Origin of the sequence: Streptomyces sp. H51, from assembly GCF_035656535.1 — a bacterium.
Lineage (GTDB): Bacteria > Actinomycetota > Actinomycetes > Streptomycetales > Streptomycetaceae > Streptomyces.
This window is the reverse complement of the sequence record NZ_JAYMHD010000087.1, coordinates 411552-429645: the sequence shown is the minus strand read 5'-3', so window position 1 is coordinate 429645 and position 18094 is coordinate 411552. Positions and strand designations below refer to the sequence as shown.

At 73.4% G+C, this 18094-nt stretch carries 15 protein-coding genes and 1 tRNA gene; 11 read left to right on the top strand and 5 right to left on the bottom strand.

The window, feature by feature from the left end; translation table 11 throughout:
• Nucleotides 1–237 precede the first annotated feature (237 nt).
• On the top strand, nt 238–1107 hold the full coding sequence (locus VKA29_RS35540; protein WP_324790173.1) for a bifunctional DNA primase/polymerase: 870 nt from the start codon (nt 238–240) through the stop codon (nt 1105–1107).
• A gap of 16 nt (nt 1108–1123) precedes the next feature.
• Here the strand turns inward: VKA29_RS35540 and VKA29_RS35535 are convergent, their stop codons facing one another.
• The 3 genes from VKA29_RS35535 to VKA29_RS35525 form a co-directional block, all read right to left on the bottom strand.
• Entirely contained in the window at nt 1124–1777 is a 654-nt protein-coding gene (locus VKA29_RS35535) for a hypothetical protein (RefSeq protein WP_324790172.1), read from the bottom strand.
• Nucleotides 1778–2057: 280 nt separating this feature from the next.
• Nucleotides 2058–2142 (bottom strand) — tRNA-Ser (locus VKA29_RS35530).
• A 63-nt stretch (nt 2143–2205) separates the two neighbouring features.
• Entirely contained in the window at nt 2206–3654 is a 1449-nt protein-coding gene (locus VKA29_RS35525) for a S1C family serine protease (RefSeq protein WP_324790171.1), read from the bottom strand.
• A gap of 248 nt (nt 3655–3902) precedes the next feature.
• Between VKA29_RS35525 and VKA29_RS35520 the strand changes: the two genes are divergently transcribed.
• The 3 genes from VKA29_RS35520 (at nt 3903) to VKA29_RS35510 (ending at nt 6751) form a co-directional block, all read left to right on the top strand.
• Complete coding sequence (locus VKA29_RS35520) at nt 3903–4730, top strand: glycerophosphodiester phosphodiesterase (protein ID WP_324790170.1); 828 nt, start codon at nt 3903–3905, stop codon at nt 4728–4730.
• A 167-nt stretch (nt 4731–4897) separates the two neighbouring features.
• Nucleotides 4898–5545 carry an ATP-binding protein gene (locus VKA29_RS35515; protein ID WP_324790169.1) on the top strand — a complete coding sequence of 216 codons (648 nt, stop codon included), beginning with the start codon at nt 4898–4900 and terminating at the stop codon, nt 5543–5545.
• Nucleotides 5546–5761: 216 nt separating this feature from the next.
• Nucleotides 5762–6751, top strand: a complete 990-nt coding sequence (locus tag VKA29_RS35510) for a DUF5926 family protein (RefSeq protein ID WP_324790168.1) — start codon at nt 5762–5764, stop codon at nt 6749–6751.
• A 477-nt stretch (nt 6752–7228) separates the two neighbouring features.
• On the opposite strand, the gene VKA29_RS35505 is transcribed toward VKA29_RS35510, so the two are convergent.
• Nucleotides 7229–7888, bottom strand: coding sequence for a bifunctional DNA primase/polymerase (locus VKA29_RS35505; RefSeq protein ID WP_324790167.1), 660 nt, complete (start codon nt 7886–7888; stop codon nt 7229–7231).
• A gap of 493 nt (nt 7889–8381) precedes the next feature.
• Here VKA29_RS35505 and VKA29_RS35500 point away from each other — a divergent pair, with 493 nt between their 5' ends.
• From VKA29_RS35500 to VKA29_RS35485, 4 genes are all read left to right on the top strand, one after another.
• Nucleotides 8382–9893, top strand: coding sequence for a PP2C family protein-serine/threonine phosphatase (locus VKA29_RS35500; protein WP_324790166.1), 1512 nt, complete (start codon nt 8382–8384; stop codon nt 9891–9893).
• A gap of 234 nt (nt 9894–10127) precedes the next feature.
• Entirely contained in the window at nt 10128–11636 is a 1509-nt protein-coding gene (locus tag VKA29_RS35495) for an aminopeptidase P family protein (protein WP_324790165.1), read from the top strand.
• A 182-nt stretch (nt 11637–11818) separates the two neighbouring features.
• Complete coding sequence (locus tag VKA29_RS35490; RefSeq protein WP_324790164.1) at nt 11819–13186, top strand: PLP-dependent aminotransferase family protein; 1368 nt, start codon at nt 11819–11821, stop codon at nt 13184–13186.
• Nucleotides 13187–13274: 88 nt separating this feature from the next.
• A complete protein-coding gene (locus VKA29_RS35485) occupies nt 13275–14579 on the top strand; it encodes an MFS transporter (RefSeq protein WP_324790163.1) in 1305 nt (434 codons plus the stop codon).
• 341 nt (nt 14580–14920) lie between these two features.
• On the opposite strand, the gene VKA29_RS35480 is transcribed toward VKA29_RS35485, so the two are convergent.
• The gene (locus VKA29_RS35480) at nt 14921–15367 is read right to left on the bottom strand and encodes an ATP-binding protein (RefSeq protein ID WP_324790162.1); all 447 of its coding nucleotides are present in this window, start codon (nt 15365–15367) and stop codon (nt 14921–14923) included.
• A gap of 215 nt (nt 15368–15582) precedes the next feature.
• Here VKA29_RS35480 and VKA29_RS35475 point away from each other — a divergent pair, with 215 nt between their 5' ends.
• The 3 genes from VKA29_RS35475 (at nt 15583) to VKA29_RS35465 (ending at nt 18064) form a co-directional block, all read left to right on the top strand.
• On the top strand, nt 15583–16425 hold the full coding sequence (locus VKA29_RS35475) for a hypothetical protein (RefSeq protein ID WP_324790161.1): 843 nt from the start codon (nt 15583–15585) through the stop codon (nt 16423–16425).
• A gap of 141 nt (nt 16426–16566) precedes the next feature.
• Nucleotides 16567–17313 carry a YcnI family protein gene (locus VKA29_RS35470; RefSeq protein ID WP_324790160.1) on the top strand — a complete coding sequence of 249 codons (747 nt, stop codon included), beginning with the start codon at nt 16567–16569 and terminating at the stop codon, nt 17311–17313.
• Between the two features lie 97 nt (nt 17314–17410).
• A complete protein-coding gene (locus tag VKA29_RS35465; RefSeq protein WP_324790159.1) occupies nt 17411–18064 on the top strand; it encodes an SCO family protein in 654 nt (217 codons plus the stop codon).
• Nucleotides 18065–18094 lie beyond the last annotated feature (30 nt).

Below are 18094 nucleotides of genomic sequence, written 5' to 3'. Positions count from 1 at the left end.
CCCACCGCATCCCCGGCGAACCACCCTGGAAGCCGCGATTCGCCCCTAAGTGCTACGGCGTATCGATAAACCCCTTTCACCACTTCCGACCCCGGACCAGGACAGACCACTCGCCCCCCACCCCAAGCGCCGCAAGGGGTGAACCGTTCCGGCAGAGGCCCCGCCCCGGACCTCCACCCCCGCGTGTCGCAACCACCCCCTCTTCCATTTTTCGAACGCGCGTACGAACATGGGAGCATGGCCACCACCGACCGGCAGGCCACGACGCTGGCCCTCGCGCACGCCCTGTCAGCCGCCGAACGCGGCCTGGCCGTCATCCCGCTGACCCGCACGAAACTCCCGGCCCTGCGCTCCCCCCACCGCGACGACCCCGACCCCCGCCCCTGTCACGGCGAGTGCGGCCGCTTCGGCCACGGGGTGTACGACGCCTCGACCGACCCGGCCCGCATCCGCGAGCTGTTCGCCGCCGCCCCCTGGGCCACCGGCTACGGCATCGCCTGCGGCCTTCCGCCCCACCACCTGATCGGGATCGACCTCGACACCAAGTCGGACACGGACTCCTCGGCGGCGCTGCGGGAACTGGCGCTGCGCCACCTGTTCACCATCCCCGACACCGTCGTCGTCCTCACCCCCAGCGGCGGCCGCCACCTGTGGCTGACCGGCCCGCCCGACGTCGCCGTGCCCAACTCCGCCGGCCGTCTCGCGCCCGGCATCGACATCCGGGGAGCGGGCGGCTACCTGGTCGGCCCCGGCTCCCGTACCGACCGTGGCGTGTACACGACGGCTCCGGGCACCGCACGCCTCGCCCCCGCGGCGTGCCCGCCGGCCCTCCTGCGCCTGCTTCTGCCGCCGCCGCGCCCCCTCCATCCAGCGACGCACCCGTCGGCCGGCGACCACGGCCAGGGCCTGATCCACTTCGTGCTCGCCGCGCACGAGGGCCAGCGCAACACCCGCCTGTTCTGGGCCGCCTGCCGCGCCTACGAGAACGGCATCGGCCCCGCGCTCGTCGCCCCGCTGGTCGACGCCGCCCTCGACACCGGCCTGTCCGAACGCGAGGCGCGGGCGACGATCGCCTCGGCGGCCCGCATGACGGGGCGCCGGCCGTGACGGCGAACCTCGACCGTCAGGGCGAGTAGACCTGCTCCAGTCGGTCGATGGAGCCGTCGGCACCGGTCCGGTACCGGAAGACCAGGCCGGAGTCGGGGTGCGCGTCGATCCAGTCGATCAGTTCCTGCACGCCGATCCGCTGGTTCGCGCTGCTGTCCGTGATGGGGTTCGTGGCGGTGACGTACGCGGCCTGGTCCAGCGCCCAGCGGCTGTCCTCACCGGTGACGACGAAGGGCACGCCGTCGCCGTCCCCGCCGGGGCACCCCCAGGCGCCGTGCTGGACGACGAGGTTCACCTTGCCGGTGCTGCCGTCGAGTTCCTCGACGCGGTACACGGCGAACTCGTCCGGATCGACCTCGTCCGGGGTCGGCGCCTTGTCGACGCAGCCGGCCTCGGACGCGCCGGGCTTGGCCGGGGCGGCGGGCTTGACGGAGGCGGCCGGCTTGGCGCCGGAGGTCGCGGCGGACGTGCCGCCGCCCTTGCCGGCCGAGGGGGTGGCCGCCGCGGCGCCGCTCGGCGTCGACGCGGACGCGGACGTGGCGGGCGACGAGGCGGCCGTACCGTCGGCCGCCGCTCCGGTTCCGCCGCCTTCCTGGCAGGCGGTGAGGACGGCGGCCAGCGCGACGGCCGTGAACGCGAGGACTGCGGGTCTGAGACGGTCGGCGTTCATCTGGGACATCCCCCCTGATCAAGGACGACCCGATCGGCCGTTCCCCGGAGCGGGAACGTAGCAGCGGCCCCCACCGCGCCACAGCCCCCGGCGACCGGATGTCACAGACGCAGGACAGACCCGTCACACCCCCCCGGACAGGCGTGACACCCCACACGCGGAAGCCCGGGACACACGGCGGTCCCCGGCCCGGGCCACCGCGGACGGCTCACCGGCTCCCCGGACCGGAACGGCCCCCGACCGAAGGCCGAAAAGCCAGGTCAGGGGCCGCGCCACGCTGCGGTGGGTGTGGGATTTGAACCCACGGTGGCTTGCGCCACGACGGTTTTCAAGACCGTTCCCTTAGGCCGCTCGGGCAACCCACCCCGCGCCGGCCGGTGATCGGTGGCGCGGGGACAAGGGTAACGGGTCGGTGCGCGGGTGTGCGGTCAGTTGTCGCCGAGGCGGGAGCCGAGGGTGAGTTGGACGGTGTGGGACTTGCCGCCGCGCTCGTAGGTGATCGTGACCTTGTCGCCGGGCTGGTGGGTCCAGATCTCGCCGATCAGGGTGGGGCCGGAGTCGATCACCGTGTCGTCGAGCTTGGTGATGACGTCACCGGGCTTGAGGCCTGCCTTGGCGGCGGGACCGCCCGGCTCGACCGAGGCGGAGCCGCCCGAGCCCTGGTCGGTGATCTTCGCACCGTTGGAGGAGTCCTCCAGGGAGACGGAGGCGCCGATCTTCGCGTAGACCGGCTTGCCGGTCTTGATCAGCTGCTGGGCGACGTACTTGGCCTGGTTGATCGGGATGGCGAAGCCCAGGCCGATCGAGCCGGACTGGCTGGCGCCGCCCAGGCCGCCGCTGCCGGTGGACTGGATCGCCGAGTTGATGCCGATGACGTTGCCCTGGGCGTCGAGGAGCGGGCCGCCGGAGTTGCCCGGGTTGATCGACGCGTCGGTCTGCAGGGCGCTCATGTAGGAGGCGTTGCTGCCGGTGCCGTCGCTGGAGGCCACGGGCCGGTTCTTGGCGCTGATGATGCCCGTCGTCACCGTGTTGGACAGGCCGAAGGGGGCGCCGATGGCGATCGTGGAGTCGCCGACGGCGACCTTGTCCGAGTTGCCCAGCGTCAGCGGCTTGAGGTCGGACGGGGCGTTCTTGAGCTTGATGACCGCCACGTCGTAGCCCTGCGCGTGGCCGACGACCTCGGCGTCGTACTTCTTGCCGCTCGGGAAGGTCGCCGTGAGTTTGCCGCCGTCGACCGCGTCGGCGACGACGTGGTTGTTGGTGACGATGTGGCCCTGGGTGTCGAAGACGAAACCGGTGCCGGTGCCGCCCTCACCGCTGGTGGACTCCGCCTGGATGGTGACGGTGCTGGGCAGCGCCCTGGCGGCGACGGCCGCGACCGTGCCGGGGTCGCGTTTGATGGAGCCGCCGGTGTCGGAGGCGGAGACCGTGGTGGAACCGGTGTTGTCGTCGTTCTTGGCCAGGGTGTAGCCGAGGCCGCCGCCCAGGCCGCCGGCGACCAGCGCGGCCACCAGGACCGCGGCGACCAGGCCGCCCCGTCCCCGGCCGGACTTCGGCGCGGGCTGCTGGTGGGGCGAGCCCCAGCCGCCGCCCGAGTCGCCTCCCGCGTCGGCGTAGGACGGGGTGGCGGGGGGCGGGGGCGGCCAGGCGGCGTCGGCGGCGGAGCCGACGGGGCCGGCGGAACCGGCGGGGCCGTAGCCCTGCGCGTCGGCGGCGGGGCCGTAGCCCTGGGGGCCGCCCGCGGGGGACGGCGTGAGCGGCGCCATCGGTGTGCTGCCCTCGTGGGCGGCGGGCGCCGAGGGAGCGGGAGCATCCACCGGCACGGGAGGTGCGGACGGGGCCGGGGGTACCGCGGTGCCCTCGTTCTCGGTGCTCACAGCTTCTCTCCTCGATCCACGGCTGTTGTCTTGGGTCACGCTGGTTCACGCTGGTCGACGGCCCGGCGCGCGGCAGCTGTGCACGTCTTTTTGTATGCCGTCAGCTTTTCCCATGGTCCGTCAGGGCACCATAAGCGGCTGCTGTGGGTACGGGACCATTCCTTATATAGGTCATGTGCGACAAAAAGGGCGCAATCTCGTCTCCGCCGAGAGCACGCTTACCCCCTACTCGGTGGCACCATGACGCCGTGACCCTCGCACGGCAGCAACGGATCCAAGTCGTCGCCCACCGCGGAGCCTCCGAGGAGGCCCCGGAGCACACCCTGGCCGCGTACCGGAAGGCGATCGAGGACGGCGCCGACGCCCTCGAATGCGACGTACGCCTCACCGCGGACGGCCACCTCGTCTGCGTCCACGACCGTCGCGTCAACCGTACGTCCAACGGCCGCGGTGCGGTCTCGGCGCTGGAGCTCGCCGATCTCGCCGCCCTGGACTTCGGCTCCTGGAAGACGCGGGACGCCTGGCGCACGCGCGACGAGGAGCCCGACTGGGAGCACCGGCCCGAGGACCGCGAACACACCGCCGTGCTGACCCTGGAGCGGCTGCTGGAGCTGGTCGCGGACGCGGGGCGCCGGGTGGAACTGGCCGTGGAGACCAAGCACCCCACCCGCTGGGCCGGGCAGGTGGAGGAGCGGCTGCTGGTGCTCCTCAAGCGGTTCGGACTGGACGCGCCGGCCTCGGCCGAGGAGTCGCCGGTGCGTGTGATGAGCTTCTCGGCGCGCTCGCTGCACCGCGTGCGCGCCGCCTCGCCGACGCTGCCGACGGTGTACCTGATGCAGTTCGTCTCGCCCCGGCTGCGCGACGGACGGCTGCCGGCGGGTGTCCGGATCGCGGGCCCCGGCATGCGCATCGTGCGCAGCCACCCGGCCTACGTGGAGCGGCTGAAACGGGCCGGTCACGAGGTGCACGTGTGGACCGTGAACGAGCCCGAGGACGTGGATCTCTGCGTCGAGCTGGGTGTCGACGCCATCATCACCAACCGGCCGCGGGCGGTGCTGCACCAGCTCCGCGGGTGACCGGGCCGCAGGTGACCGGCCGCGGGGCGACCGGTGAAGACCTCTGACGAAACGCTTGACCTCACGACACACCTGCAGCATCTTCAGTCTCGGCCACATAGTAGAAATCCAGCCACACGACTACGGGGAGTGCTCCGGCGCGTTCGCTCTGTGTTCGCTCATTTCGAATGCGTCACCGCACCGGGATTGGCCGGTTTCCGGTACAGGCCAATGGGGCATCCACACCGTGGCGTGGGGCGAAGGAGGTCTCGGGGGTGGCGTTGGTGGTGGCACAGGAGGTGCCCACGTCGTCGAGCATGGCCGTACCCCATGGCCCTGCGGGCGTGGGCGAGGCAAGGCACCGGATGCGCGAGCAGCTGCGCAGGGGCGGGGTCTCGGAAGCGGTCATCGACGATGCCGTACTGATTCTGTCGGAGCTGTTGAGCAACGCGTGCAAGCACGGCCGGCCGCTGGGCGACGCCCTGGCCGGGGACGGTGACGTCCGGGCCGCGTGGCGGGTCGACCCGTGCGGCAGGCTCACGGTGGAGGTGACGGACGGCGGCGGTCCCACCCGCCCCGCTCCGGCCACGCCCTCGGTCACCGCGCACGGCGGCCGCGGGCTGAACATCATCACGGCGCTGGCCGACGACTGGGGCGTACGCGACGACGTGCGCGGCGAGGTCACCGTCTGGGTGGTGGTCCACCAGGACGTTCATGATCCGGATGCGGGGTATCGCCGCGACGACTTCGCTACGCGCGTCACGGCCCCGTCCCTGTCCGCGATACGCGGGCTGGCCGGCCTGGACTTCGCGGACGCGTTCGACGACCTGGACTGACCCTCCGGGCGACCTGGGCCCGCCCGCGGGCGACCCGGGCCGGTGTCCGCGCGGCCCGGAGCGGCCGGGAGACGGCCCGGGCCGGCATCCGCGGGGCGTTCCCCGCCCGGCCCCGGACGGCACGCGGGCCGCGTCGTCCACAGGCTCCCGTGTCCCGTGGCGTGAACGGCTAGGCTCCCGCCCGTACGAGACGAGCCGTAACCGGGAGACCCCACGATGGCCAAGAAGCGACCTCAGACGAAGGCCAAGCGCCCCCAGACCAGCGTCGGGGCCGGCGCGGCAGGCGCTGATGGACAGGTTCCCGTTGTCGGCGCCCGCGAGCCCTGCCCGTGCGGCAGCGGCCGCCGCTACAAGGCCTGCCACGGCCGGGCCGCCGCGCAGGCCGTGACCGAGCTGGTGCAGCGTCCCTTCGAGGGGCTGCCCGCCGAGTGCGACTGGGTGGCGCTGCGTGAGCTGGTCCCGGCGGCCACGGTGGAGCTGACGCTCAAGGACGGCCTGCCGGAGGGCGTTCCGTCGGTCACCCTCGCCACGGTGCTGCCGATGGCCTGGCCGGCGTTGCGCCGCGACGACGGCTCGGTGCTGCTCGGCCTGCAGAACGACACGGCCTCCGGCGACATCAGCCGCGACCTCGCCGACACCCTCCGGCGCGCCCTCACGGCCGAGCCGGGCACCCCCGTCCAGGGCCGCCGCGCTCCCGCCGACGGTCCGCGGCTGCAGGATCTCCTCGACCCCGAAGGCGCCTTCGAGCCAGTTGTGCACAGCGGCTTCGAGTTCTGGGTTCCGGACTCGGAGAACGCCACGCCGGAGGTGACCGCCTCCCTGGAGCGGGCCAACGCCGCGGCCATCCCGACGGTCCGGCTGACCGGTGTGGACGCCGCGTACTGGTGCCGGACGCCGGAGAAGAACCATCTGCGGTGGGTCATGCCGCACGAGGAGGAGCGGCTTCTGGACGCCCTCGCGCGGCTGCACGCGGCGGGCCGGTCGAACCTCGGCGAGGGCACCCGCCTCGTGGGCTCCTTCCGCGCTCACGGGCTCACCGTCCCGGTCTGGGACCTGCCGAGCGAGGTCCGCGCGGAGGACGTGGAGAAGCCGGCGGCCGAGTTCGCCGAGCGGCTGGCCGACGCCCTCGCCGCGGACGCCCCGCTGACCGCCGACGAGCGCCGGGCGCGCGGCGGCCTGACCAACCGGCAGGTCACGCTCAGCTGACACCCGCGCGAGGGCCGGTCCGGACGGCCGTCCGTCCGGCCGGACCGGCCCTCGCGCGGACCGGAAACTTCCCTCACAACTCCCTTGCCGCGCAAGTGGATAGGTGACTGGAAAGCCCGGATGGAATTTGCGAACCGCCGATCTCTTGTTACCGTTCCAGTAGCCCGGTTGCTGGTGCATCCCCCGTCGCCAGCAACCGGGTCTTTTCATGTGCACGGTTCTTCACAGAAGGTCGCCGCCTGTCAACTGGCAGCTACCGCAAGGGGGTTGCTGCCGGATCGCGGGCATGGCCGCGCTGCTCCGGGACGCTCACGGGAGCCGGAGGGCGGCGGGACGACGGCGGGCGGCGGGACGAGGGCGGGCGGCGGGGAGCCGACGGCGACGGGGACCCGACAGCGACGGTGCAGCCGACAGCGACGGGCGCGCCCGGTCCGGCGCGCGCCCGGCACCGTCACAACTCGGGCGCGCCCGGCACCGTCACAGCTCGGGCGCGCTCACACCCGCACGCGTGAGGGCCTCGACGACGGCGTCCACCACGGCCTCGACGTCGGGCACCCAGGGGGCGGCGGAGCCGGGCAGCGGCGCGCGCTCCCAGCGGATCTCGCCCTCCCCGGTCTCGGACGGGGGCAGGGCGATGTAGCCGCCCTCGCCGTGGAAGCGGAGGGAGCCGGGGACGAAGTCCTTGGCGTACAGCAGCTCGCCCAACTGCTCCATGGAGTACGGCTTGACGAGGATCGCCCAGCGGCTGGGCGAGGCGACGACCGGGCCCAGGCGCATGCCCGCGCGGTCCAGGGCGGTCAGGGCGTGCGCGGCGGCGAGGGCCGGCAGGCTGACCGCGCAGGGGGCCTTGCCGCCGGTGGCCAGGATGATCGGCGCGGTCGGGCGGTTGGTCCACCACCAGCGCACCATGCGGGCGTCGGCGGTGGCCGCCAGCAGGCCGGGGTCGAAGGGATGCGCACCGGGCACCGTGCACTCGGGGTCGGGGCAGCCGCAGCGCCCCTTCGGGTCCGCTGTCACGCCGGGGAGCACGGGCCACTGCCATCCGGCCGCGAAGGTCAGGGCCGCGCTGATCGACTCAGGCCTCCCGTCGCTGCGCTGGGACAGGAGCCTGCGTCGCCTTCCGAGGATCTCGCGCATGAGCGCTCGTTCCTTTCCGTTGCACCGCTGGCAACACCGTGGGCCACATCACACCATGTGTAGATCACTTCACTGTGCGTACCTGTTGGCGCGTCACACCCGTGCCGGAGGCACAGGGAAACCCCTCTTGGCCGAGCGTCGGCTGCGTCCGCGGCAGCCTCGCCCTTGCTGCGTCTGTCAAAAGCACGGGCGTGGCGTGGGGGTGGCGAAGTCTGGCGTTTTGCGTCGCGCGTATTTCTCTTCGCCTCCGCCACGGGAGGATGGGGCACGGTCGTCGGTGGATAGGACGCCCGGGTCGGTCACCAGGTTCCGGGCAACTGCCAACCGCCCCTGGTCTTCTCCGAGTACGTACCCATCACGACCGCTGTGACGCTCCGTGGAGCAAACCCAGTCGACCGCAATGCCCCGTTGCCCGAGTCATTTTTAGGCCAACTTTGCTTTTTAGCAAGGGGTCCACTGAGTCCTCAGGGACACCAGGAATCCCCGCAGGACAATGCTGGACATCCCCTTACGAGTGCGTGTACATGTGGAGACACTGCCAGCGGCGCAGAACGACATGGGGGTTTGCGATGCTTTTGAGCAGTACGCACCGGTCGGAAAGCCGGTTGCCATGAACGCCCCTCACCCTCCGAAAGTGGCCGGAATCGATTCAACGGTCCCGGCTCCCGCACACACTGTCGCGCCGATGTCCGTCGTCTCGGGTACCTCGCCGGTCACGCCGCCAAACCCGCCCTGCGCCCTGCTCCAGGACCGCCTCGCCGGCTGGGTCTCGGACCTCACCACACTCCACGAACTGACCGAACGTCTGGTGCGCACGGACGCGCTCGCGGACGCCCTGACCGAACTGCTGCGCGCCGGATCCGCCCTCGTGGGCGCCCGGCGCGGCCTCGTCGTGCTCGAGCCCGGCGACGGGCTCGGGCCGGACACCACGATCGGCCTGGGTCTCGCCCACGCGGACCTCGGTCACATCGAGACCGTGCCGCGCAGCGCCATGTCGTACGGGAGGATCCTGGACGGACTGCCGGGCTGCGACCGGGAGATCGCCCAGCCCGACCTGCTCTCCGAGGACGGGCTCGACCCGCGCCACCGCGAGGTGGCCGCCCGCCTCGGCTATGCCGCGAGCTACGCCCTCCCCCTGGCCACCGACACCCTGGGCCGCGTCGGCGCCGCCGTGTGGCTGTACGACGAGCCCGCCGAACCGAGCGAGCGCCAGCGTCACCTCGTCGGCCTGTACGCCCGGTACGCCGGTGAGTACCTGGCCCGGCTGGTGGAGGTCGAGCGCGCCCGCACCCGCATGGCGACGATGGCCGAGGAACTGCTGCCGTCCCGGCTCCCGCGCGTCGCCGGCGTCCAGCTCGCCGTGCGCCACCGCACCGGCCCGCGCGGGGGCGGCGACTGGTACGACGCGCTGCCGCTGCCGGACGCGGCGCTGGGTCTCGCGGTCGGCTCGGTGACGGGCTCGGGCCCCAGCGCAGTCGCCGCGATGGGCCGCCTGCGGGCGAGCCTCCGGGCGTACGCGGTGATGGAGGGCGAGGATCCGGTCGCCGTGCTGTCCGACCTGGAGCTGCTGCTCAGACTCACCGAGCCCGCCCGCTCCGCCACCGCCCTGTTCGCCTACTGCGAGCCCGCGCTGCGCAAGATCACGCTGGCCGGTGCCGGGCACTGCCCGCCGCTGCTGCTCGGCGAGGGCCGCACGGAGTTCGTCGAGACGTCCGTGTCCGCACCGCTCGGCATGCTCGCCTGCTGGGAGGCGCCGAGCGTGGAGATGCAGGCGGGGCTCGGCGAGACGGTGCTGCTGTACACCGACGGGCTGCTGCACCGCACCGGCGACGCGATCGACCGCGCCTTCGCCCGGCTGCACGCGGCGGCGGCCGGCGTGCCCCGGGTGCTGCGCCACGACCCCGACGCGGTCGCCGACCACGTACTGCGCACGATGCTGCCCGACGGGCTGGACGCGGACGACAGCGCGGACGACGTCGTGCTGCTCGCGGCGCGTTTCGACTGACCCCTGCCCCCGCGTCTCAGCTGAGCCCCGACCCGGGTGAGCCGGGGCGCGTTCTCCGCACGCATGCCTTCCCACGCGCACGTCCCCGTACAGCGCATGTCCCTGTGCATACGTCCCCGTACATGCGTCTTGGTGCGCGGTGACGCGCCGCTGCCCGCGGTAACAGGTGCTCGGGGCCTGGGCCCCCTTCCGTACGACCGTACGATGGAGCGGTCCTGTGCCGTATCAAGGAGGATGACCGTGGCTGATGAGCTGCCGGCTGTGACCGACGGAGCTGCTGCCGCAGCGGCCCCGGAGGCTTCCGAGGAAGAGCCGATCGAGCAGCGCAAGAACGGCCTCTACCCGGGTGTCTCCGACGAGCTGGCCGAGAACATGAAGTCCGGCTGGGCCGACACCGAGCTGCGAGACCTGCGACCGGTCGCCCAGGCAGCCGAGACCGCCGCCCGCCGCGCCGCGCTGTCCGCGCGGTTCCCGGGCGAGCGTCTGGTCATCCCCGCGGGCAACCTCAAGACCCGCTCGAACGACACGGAGTACCCCTTCCGCGCGTCGGTCGAGTACGCCTATCTCACCGGCGACCAGACCGAGGACGGCGTACTCGTCCTGGAGCCGAAGGGGGACGGCCATGTCGCCACGCTGTACCTGCTGCCCCGCTCGAACCGCGAGAACGGCGAGTTCTGGCTCTCCGGCCACGGCGAGCTGTGGGTGGGCCGTCGGCACTCGCTGACCGAGGCGGAGAAGCTGTACGGCATCCCGGTCGCCGACGTGCGCGAAATCGCCGACGAACTGCGCGGGGCCACCGGCCCGGTGCGCGTGGTGCGCGGGTACGACGCCGGCATCGAGGCCGCCCTGACCGACAAGGTCACCGCCGAGCGCGACGAGGAGCTGCGCGTCTTCCTGTCCGAGGCGCGGCTGGTGAAGGACGCGTTCGAGATCGGCGAGCTGCAGAAGGCCGTCGACTCCACCGTGCGCGGCTTCGAGGACGTCGTACGGGTCCTCGACCGGGCCGAGGCCACCAGCGAGCGCTACATCGAGGGAACGTTCTTCCTCCGTGCGCGCGTGGAGGGCAACGACGTCGGCTACGGCACCATCGCCGCCGCGGGCCCGCACGCCTGCACCCTGCACTGGGTGCGCAACGACGGGCCCGTGCGCTCCGGCGACCTGCTCCTGCTGGACGCGGGCGTGGAGACGCACAGCTACTACACGGCCGACGTCACCCGCACGCTGCCGGTCAACGGCCGCTTCACCGAGCTCCAGAAGAAGATCTACGACGCGGTGTACGAGGCGCAGGAGGCCGGCATCGCGGCCGTGCGGCCGGGCGGCAAGTTCCGCGACTTCCACGACGCGGCGCAGCACGTGCTGACCGAGAAGCTCGTCGAGTGGGGCCTGGTCGAGGGTCCCGTGGAGCGGGTGCTGGAGCTCGGGCTGCAGCGCCGCTGGACGCTGCACGGCACCGGGCACATGCTCGGCATGGACGTCCACGACTGCGCCGCCGCGCGCGTGGAGTCGTACGTCGACGGGACGCTGGAGCCAGGCATGGTGCTCACCGTCGAGCCGGGGCTGTACTTCCAGGCCGACGACCTGACGGTGCCCGAGGAGTACCGGGGCATCGGCGTGCGCATCGAGGACGACATCCTGGTCACCGAGGACGGCAACCGGAACCTCAGCGCCGCGCTGCCGCGCCGGTCGGACGAGGTGGAGGCCTGGATGGCCGCTCTGACGGACAGCAAGGACAGCAAGGGCTGACAGGCGGCGATGGCCGGGTACCAGTAGGGTGCCCGGCCATTGACGTGCCCGGACGCACGTGCCGGTCATGCGCCATGTCCGGACGCACGTGCCCGGTCATGCGCCATGTCCGGACGCACGTGCCCGGACGCACGTGCCTGGATCCACATGCCTGGATTCACGTACCTAGGGGGAGGGTCTTCGTGGCGGACTTCTGGTCCGGTGTCGGTGTCGATCTGCATCTGGAACCCGAGGCCGGGGACGGCCGGCGCATCGGTCTCGAGCGGGCGCTGAGGGACGCCGTGCGGGACGGCCGGCTCGCGCCGGGCACCCGGCTGCCGGCCACCCGGCGGCTCGCCACCGAGCTCGGGATCTCGCGGGGCACGGCCAAGGCGGCGTACGACCAGCTCGTCGCCGAGGGGTACCTGACCGCCCGCCAGGGCTCGGGCACCCGGGTGGCCTCGCTGCCCTCGGTCGACACCGGCACGCCGGAGGCAGCGGCGCACGCGCGCGTGCCCCGGTTCGACCTCAGGCCCGGCAGCCCGGACGTCGGGGCGTTCCCGGCCGCGGCCTGGCTGCGCGCACTGCGCCGCGCCATCGCGACGGCACCCCTGCTGGCGTACGACTACGGGGACCCGCGCGGCCGCGTCGAGCTGCGCACGGCGCTGTCGGGGTACCTGGGGCGGGCGCGGGGCGTCATCGCGCCGCCCGAGCGGATCGTGATCACCTCCGGGTACGTGCAGGGGCTCGCGCTCCTCACCCGGGTGCTGGACGGCGCCGGGATCGCCATGGAGGACCCCGGCCTGCCCTTCCACCGGGACGTGGTGCGGCACAACGGCGGGACCGTGGTGCCGGTGCGGGTGGACGGACGCGGCGTGTGCGCGGAGGAGTTGGGGGACGTCGGCGCGGTCGTCGTCACCCCCGCCCACCAGTACCCGACCGGGGTGACGCTGCACCCGGAGCGGCGGCGGGCGCTGACGGACTGGGCACGCGCGCGGGGCGGGCTGATCGTCGAGGACGACTACGACGGGGAGTTCCGCTACGACCGCCAGCCCGTCGGCGCGCTCCAGGGCATGGCGCCCGGCCAGGTCGTCTACCTCGGCACCGCCTCCAAGACCCTCGGCCCCGCGCTGCGGCTCGGCTGGATGGTGCTGCCGCCGGACCTGGTCGACGCGGTGGCCGACGCCAAGCTGCACAGCGACCACCACACCGAGACGATCGGCCAGCTGGCGCTCGCCGAACTCATCGACAGCCACGCCTACGACCGGCACGTGCGCGCGGGCCGGCTGAGGTACCGGCGGCGCAGGGACCAGCTCCTGGACCGGCTCGGCTCGCGGCGCACGGTGCGCGGGATCGCGGCCGGGCTGCACGCGCTCGTGGAGGTCGCCGACGAGGCGGACGTCCTGGCGCGGGCCGAGGCGGAGGGGCTGGCCGTCGGACACCTCGGCGACCACTGGCACACCCCCGGCGAGGGACGGCCGCAGGGGCTCGTCGTCGGCTACGGGACACCGCGGGAACGGGTGTACCCGGAGGCGCTGGAGGTGCTGGCCAAGGTGCTGGACGGCGCCTGACCGGCGCGACGCCGGGCAATATTGGGCCATTGGATCGGGTTCTCATTGGATCTGCCGAGCGGTCCATTCCCTGCCTAGCGTCGACGGCATGACCAATCGCCTCGTCCCTCCCGCGGGTCCGCGACGCGTCCTGGCGCTGGCCCAGTTGTCCCATTCGATCGGCGACGGCGCCTACTACGTGACCTCGGCGCTGTTCTTCACCCGGGTGGTCGGGCTGGCCCCCGCGCGCGTGGGGCTCGGGCTGACCCTCGCGTGGGCGGCCGGCTCGGCGGCCGGGGTGCCGCTCGGGCGGCTCGCCGACCGGCGCGGGCCGCGCGGCACGGCGGTGCTGCTCGCGTCGGCGACGGCGATCGCGGTGGCGTCCTTCCTCGTCGTGCGCGGCTTCGTGCCGTTCGTGGCGGCGGCGTGCGCGTACGCGACCGCGCAGTCGGGACTCGCGGCGGCCCGGCAGGCGCTGCTGGCGGGACTGGTGCCCGCGGGGGAGCGCACCGGGCTGCTCGCGCGTCTGCAGTCGACGCTGAACGCCGGGCTGGCGGTGGGCGCGGGACTCGGCGGGCTTGCGCTGCAGGCCGGGACGCGGGAGGCGTATCTCGCGGTGCTGGCGCTGGACGCGGTGAGCTTCGCGGCGTGCGCCGGGATGCTGTCACGGCTGCCGTCGGTGCCGCCCGTGCCGTCGCCCACATCGTCCGCGCCGTCGGTGCCGTCCCCGCCGTCCCCGCCGCCCGCGCCGCCCGCGCCGTCCGCGCCGGTGCGTCGGCGGGACTCCCCCGGGGTGCTGCGCGACCGCCCGTACGCCCTGCTCGCCCTCCTCAACGCCGTGCTGTTGCTGCGGATGCCGGTGCTCAGCCTGGGGCTGCCGCTGTGGATCACGGAGCGGACCGGCGCACCGGTCTGGCTGGTCTCCGCGCTGTTCGTCCTGAACACCGTCGGGGTGACGCTCCTCCAGGTGCGCGCGGCCCGCTCGGTCACCGGGCTCGCGTCGGCCACGCGTGTCCTGCGGCGGTCCGGATGGGTGATGTTCGGGGCGTGCGCGGCGTTCGCGCTGTCGGCGGGGGTCTCGCCCTGGCTCGCGGTGGGCGTCCTGGTCGCGGGGGGCGTGCTGCAGGTGGTCGCGGAGACGGGGCAGTCGGCGGGTTCCTGGCAGCTGTCGTTCGACCTGGCCCCGGCCGGGCGGGTGGGCGAGTACCAGGGCTTCTTCGGCACCGGGGTGACGGTCGCCCGGACCCTGGGCCCGCTGGTGCTGACCTCGCTGCTGGTGGGGTGGGGGACGCCGGGGTGGCTGCTGCTGGGCGGCGTGACGGTCGCGGCGTCCTACGCGATGGGGCCGGCCGCGCGCCGGGCCGCCGCCGGCCGTGCGGGCGAAGACCTCAGGCGGCCGGTGGCGGTGCGGTGACCGGCGGCAGTGCGGTGACCGGCAGGGGCGGGGGTGACCGGCAGGGGCGGGGGTGACCAGCGGCAGCGGGGTGACCGGCGGCGTGTCCAGGAACAGCGTCCCCCGGCAGACCCGCGCTCCCCGGCGGGCTCCACCCGCGTGCGTCCAGGTCGGCATCGAGGGCGCGGCGACGGCCGATCCATGTGCCCGGGAGATGAGGCGCGGCGACGGCTGATCGATGTGCCCGGGAGATGAGGCGCGGCGACGGCTGATCGATGTGCCCGGGGGATGAGGCCCGGTCGGCAGCGGGCCGTGAATGCCGCGGAAGCCGAAGTCCGCTCGCGGTGAGGCCTCCGGCCGGTTCACACCGCCATCAGCGGCGCGCCCTCCCGGAACTTGAGGATCTTGTCGAAGCTCACCACGGTGCCACCACGGCCCGGCTTGCTGCCGATGTGCACGTGGTCGGCGAGCTCCTGGATCAGGCACAGGCCCCGGCCGTGCTCGGCGTCGGCGCGCGCGGGCCGGACGGGCGTCGGCGCGGTGAATCCCGGACCGGGGTCGGCGACCTCGATGCGGCACGTCTCGCCGTCGAGGTAGGCGGTGACGCGGTACGCCTCCGCCCTGCCACCGCGCGTTCCGTCCCCGCCGTGCTCGACGGCGTTCGCGCAGGCCTCGCTCAGGGCGACGGAGAGGTCGAAGGAGACGTCGGGATCGACCCCCGCGGTCTCCATCGCGCCGAGTAACAGGCGCCTGGCGAGCGGGACGCTCGCAGCCTCGCGCCGCAGATGGAGTGACCACCAGATGCTCATGCTCCAGCCTCCCGGCCGCGGCTCGACATACCGTTACGTATTGCCGCGCGTACCCGGTTGTAAGCGCGCAGTTGACGTGATGCCGCCCATATGGACGATGCGCCCCCATGGGATTCGGTGTATGTGCGGGCGGTCCGCTCCGGGAAGCGATCATCCGGCCGCCTTGCGGACCTGCTGTGTGGCGCCGAGGGGGCGAGTGCGATGATGAGCCCGCCATGACTGCCCCCCACCGGCGCCCGGCGCGCTCCGGAGGCGACCTGAGGGTCCTGCGGGCCGCGGTGTTCGCCGCGGTCTGCGTCGTGCTGGCCGCGGCCGGGCACGCGCTCGCCTCCTGCGCCACGGTTCCACTGTGGACCCTGGGCGCGGGCTTCCTCGGGGTGCTGCTGGCCGTGGCGCCGCTCGCCGGACGCGAGCGGTCGCTGCCCGGCATCGCGGCACTGCTCGCGGCCGGGCAGACCATGCTGCACACACTGTTCGAGCTGGGGCAGCAGGCGTCCGCCGGCGCCGGCGCGACGGCGATGTCCCCGGTGCCGACGGTGACGGACGCGTCCCTGGTGGAACGGGCCGCGCGGCTCGTGTGCGGGACCACCGCGGCGGCGATCAGCCCGGCCCAGGCCCGCGTCATCCTCGCGCGCGCCGGGGTCTACCAGGATCCTGGCGGCCAGGGCGCCGCCATGGGCCCCATGCACCACCCGGCCGACGCGCTGTCCACCGCGGCCGGCTCCCCGGCCGCGCTGCTGCCGTCGCTGCCCATGCTGCTCGGCCACGTCCTCGCGGCGCTGGCCGCGGGCTGGCTGCTGCGGCGCGGGGACCTGGCGCTGCTGCGGCTGCTGGAACTGTCGGCGCACTCCGTCGCCGAGGGCGCGCTGATGCGGTCCCTGCGCGGGGCGCTCGCCCTGGTGCGCGCCCTGTGTGCCGGGCTTCCCGGCGCCCCCGGGGCGGGGCCACGCCCGCCGCGGACCGCCCTGCTCCCCCCGCCGAAGCCCCGTACCGCCGCACTCCACCACACCGTGATCCGGCGCGGGCCGCCGGCCGCCGCGCTCGTCCTCGCCGCCTGACACGACGCGACCGCCGCTCCGCTTCTTCCGCTCCGGGAGCCGGGACCGCCGTCGTGCGGCACGCGCGCGTACCCGCGTCTCAGCGGCCGCGCGCCCGACCCGATCACCGGAAACCTCACTCGAAGTGGAGTGCCCCCTGCCATGAAGGCTTCCCGACTCGCCGCCGCCGGCGCCCTCGCCGCCTCGGCCGTCGTCGTGCTGTCCTCGCCCGCCTTCGCGCACGTCAGCGTGCAGCCCGAGGGCACCGCCGCCAAGGGCGGCTACGCGGTCGTCGACTTCAAGGTCCCCAACGAGCGCGACGACGCCTCGACCACCAAGCTCGAGGTCAGCTTCCCCACCGACCATCCGCTGGTCTCGGTGCTGCCGCAGCCGATGGACGGCTGGCGCGTCGAGGTCACCAGGGCGAAACTGGCCAAGCCCGTGGAACTGGAGGGCGAGAAGATCACCGAGGCCGTCACCAAGGTGATCTGGACCGCCGACGGCAAGGGCATTCAGCCCGGCTACTTCCAGAAGTTCCCGCTCTCCGTCGGCGCGCTGCCGAAGGACACCGACGAACTGGTCTTCAAGGCGCTCCAGACGTACTCCGACAAGGAGGTCGTGCGCTGGATCGAGGTCCAGCAGGACGGCCAGGCGGAGCCCGAGAACCCGGCCCCGGTGCTGACCCTCTCCGACGCCTCCGCCGACGGCCACGCACAGGGCTCCGGCTCCGAAGCCTCGGCCGCCAAGACCGGGAACACCGCCGCCGGCACCTCCGCATCCGTCTCCGCCTCCGACTCCGCCGACTCCAGCGACACCACCGCGCGCGTGCTCGGCGTGGTGGGCATCGCCGTCGGCACCCTGGGCGTCGCCTACGGCGTCCTCGCCGGCCGTCGGCGCACCGACGCCTGAGCCCGACCGTCCGCGTGCCGCGCCGGGGCCGCCGGCACCACCCCGTGCCGACGACCCCGGCGCACACCGGAACTCCTCACATCTGGGACATTTCTCTATGCGCAAGAAGACGTTCGCCGCGGCCGCGCTGCTCGCCGCGGCCGGCCTGACCCTCTCCGCCTGCGGCAGCGGCGACGACGGCGGCTCCCCCGTCGCCGTGGTCTCCGAGGACACCTCGCAGAAGGCCGCGACCATCCTCGACAAGCCCTTCGAGAAGCCGGACCTGGTCCTCACCGACACCCACGGCAAGAAGTACGACTTCCGCCGGGAGACCGCGGGCAGGCCCACGCTGATCTACTTCGGCTACACCCACTGCCCCGACGTCTGCCCGCTGACGATGAACAACCTCGCCGTCGCGAAGAAGCAGCTGCCCAAGGCCGAGCAGGACAAGCTGCGGGTGGTGTTCGTCACCACCGACCCGGCCCGGGACACCCCGTCCGAACTCGGCAAGTGGCTCAAGGGCATCGATCCCCGGTTCACCGGCCTCACCGGCGACTTCGCCACCATCCAGGCCGGCGCCCGCACCCTCGGCATCTCCATCGAGCCGACCCACAAGGACAAGAAGACCGGCAAGACCGTCTCGGTGCACGGCACCCAGGTCATCGCGTTCTCCCCGAAGACCGACGCCGGGTACGTCCTCTACGGCGAGGACGCCACCGTCGACGACTACACCAAGGACCTGCCCAGCCTCATCGAGGGAGCAAAGCCGTGAGGCGGCTGGCCCTGTCCGCCGCGGTGCTGG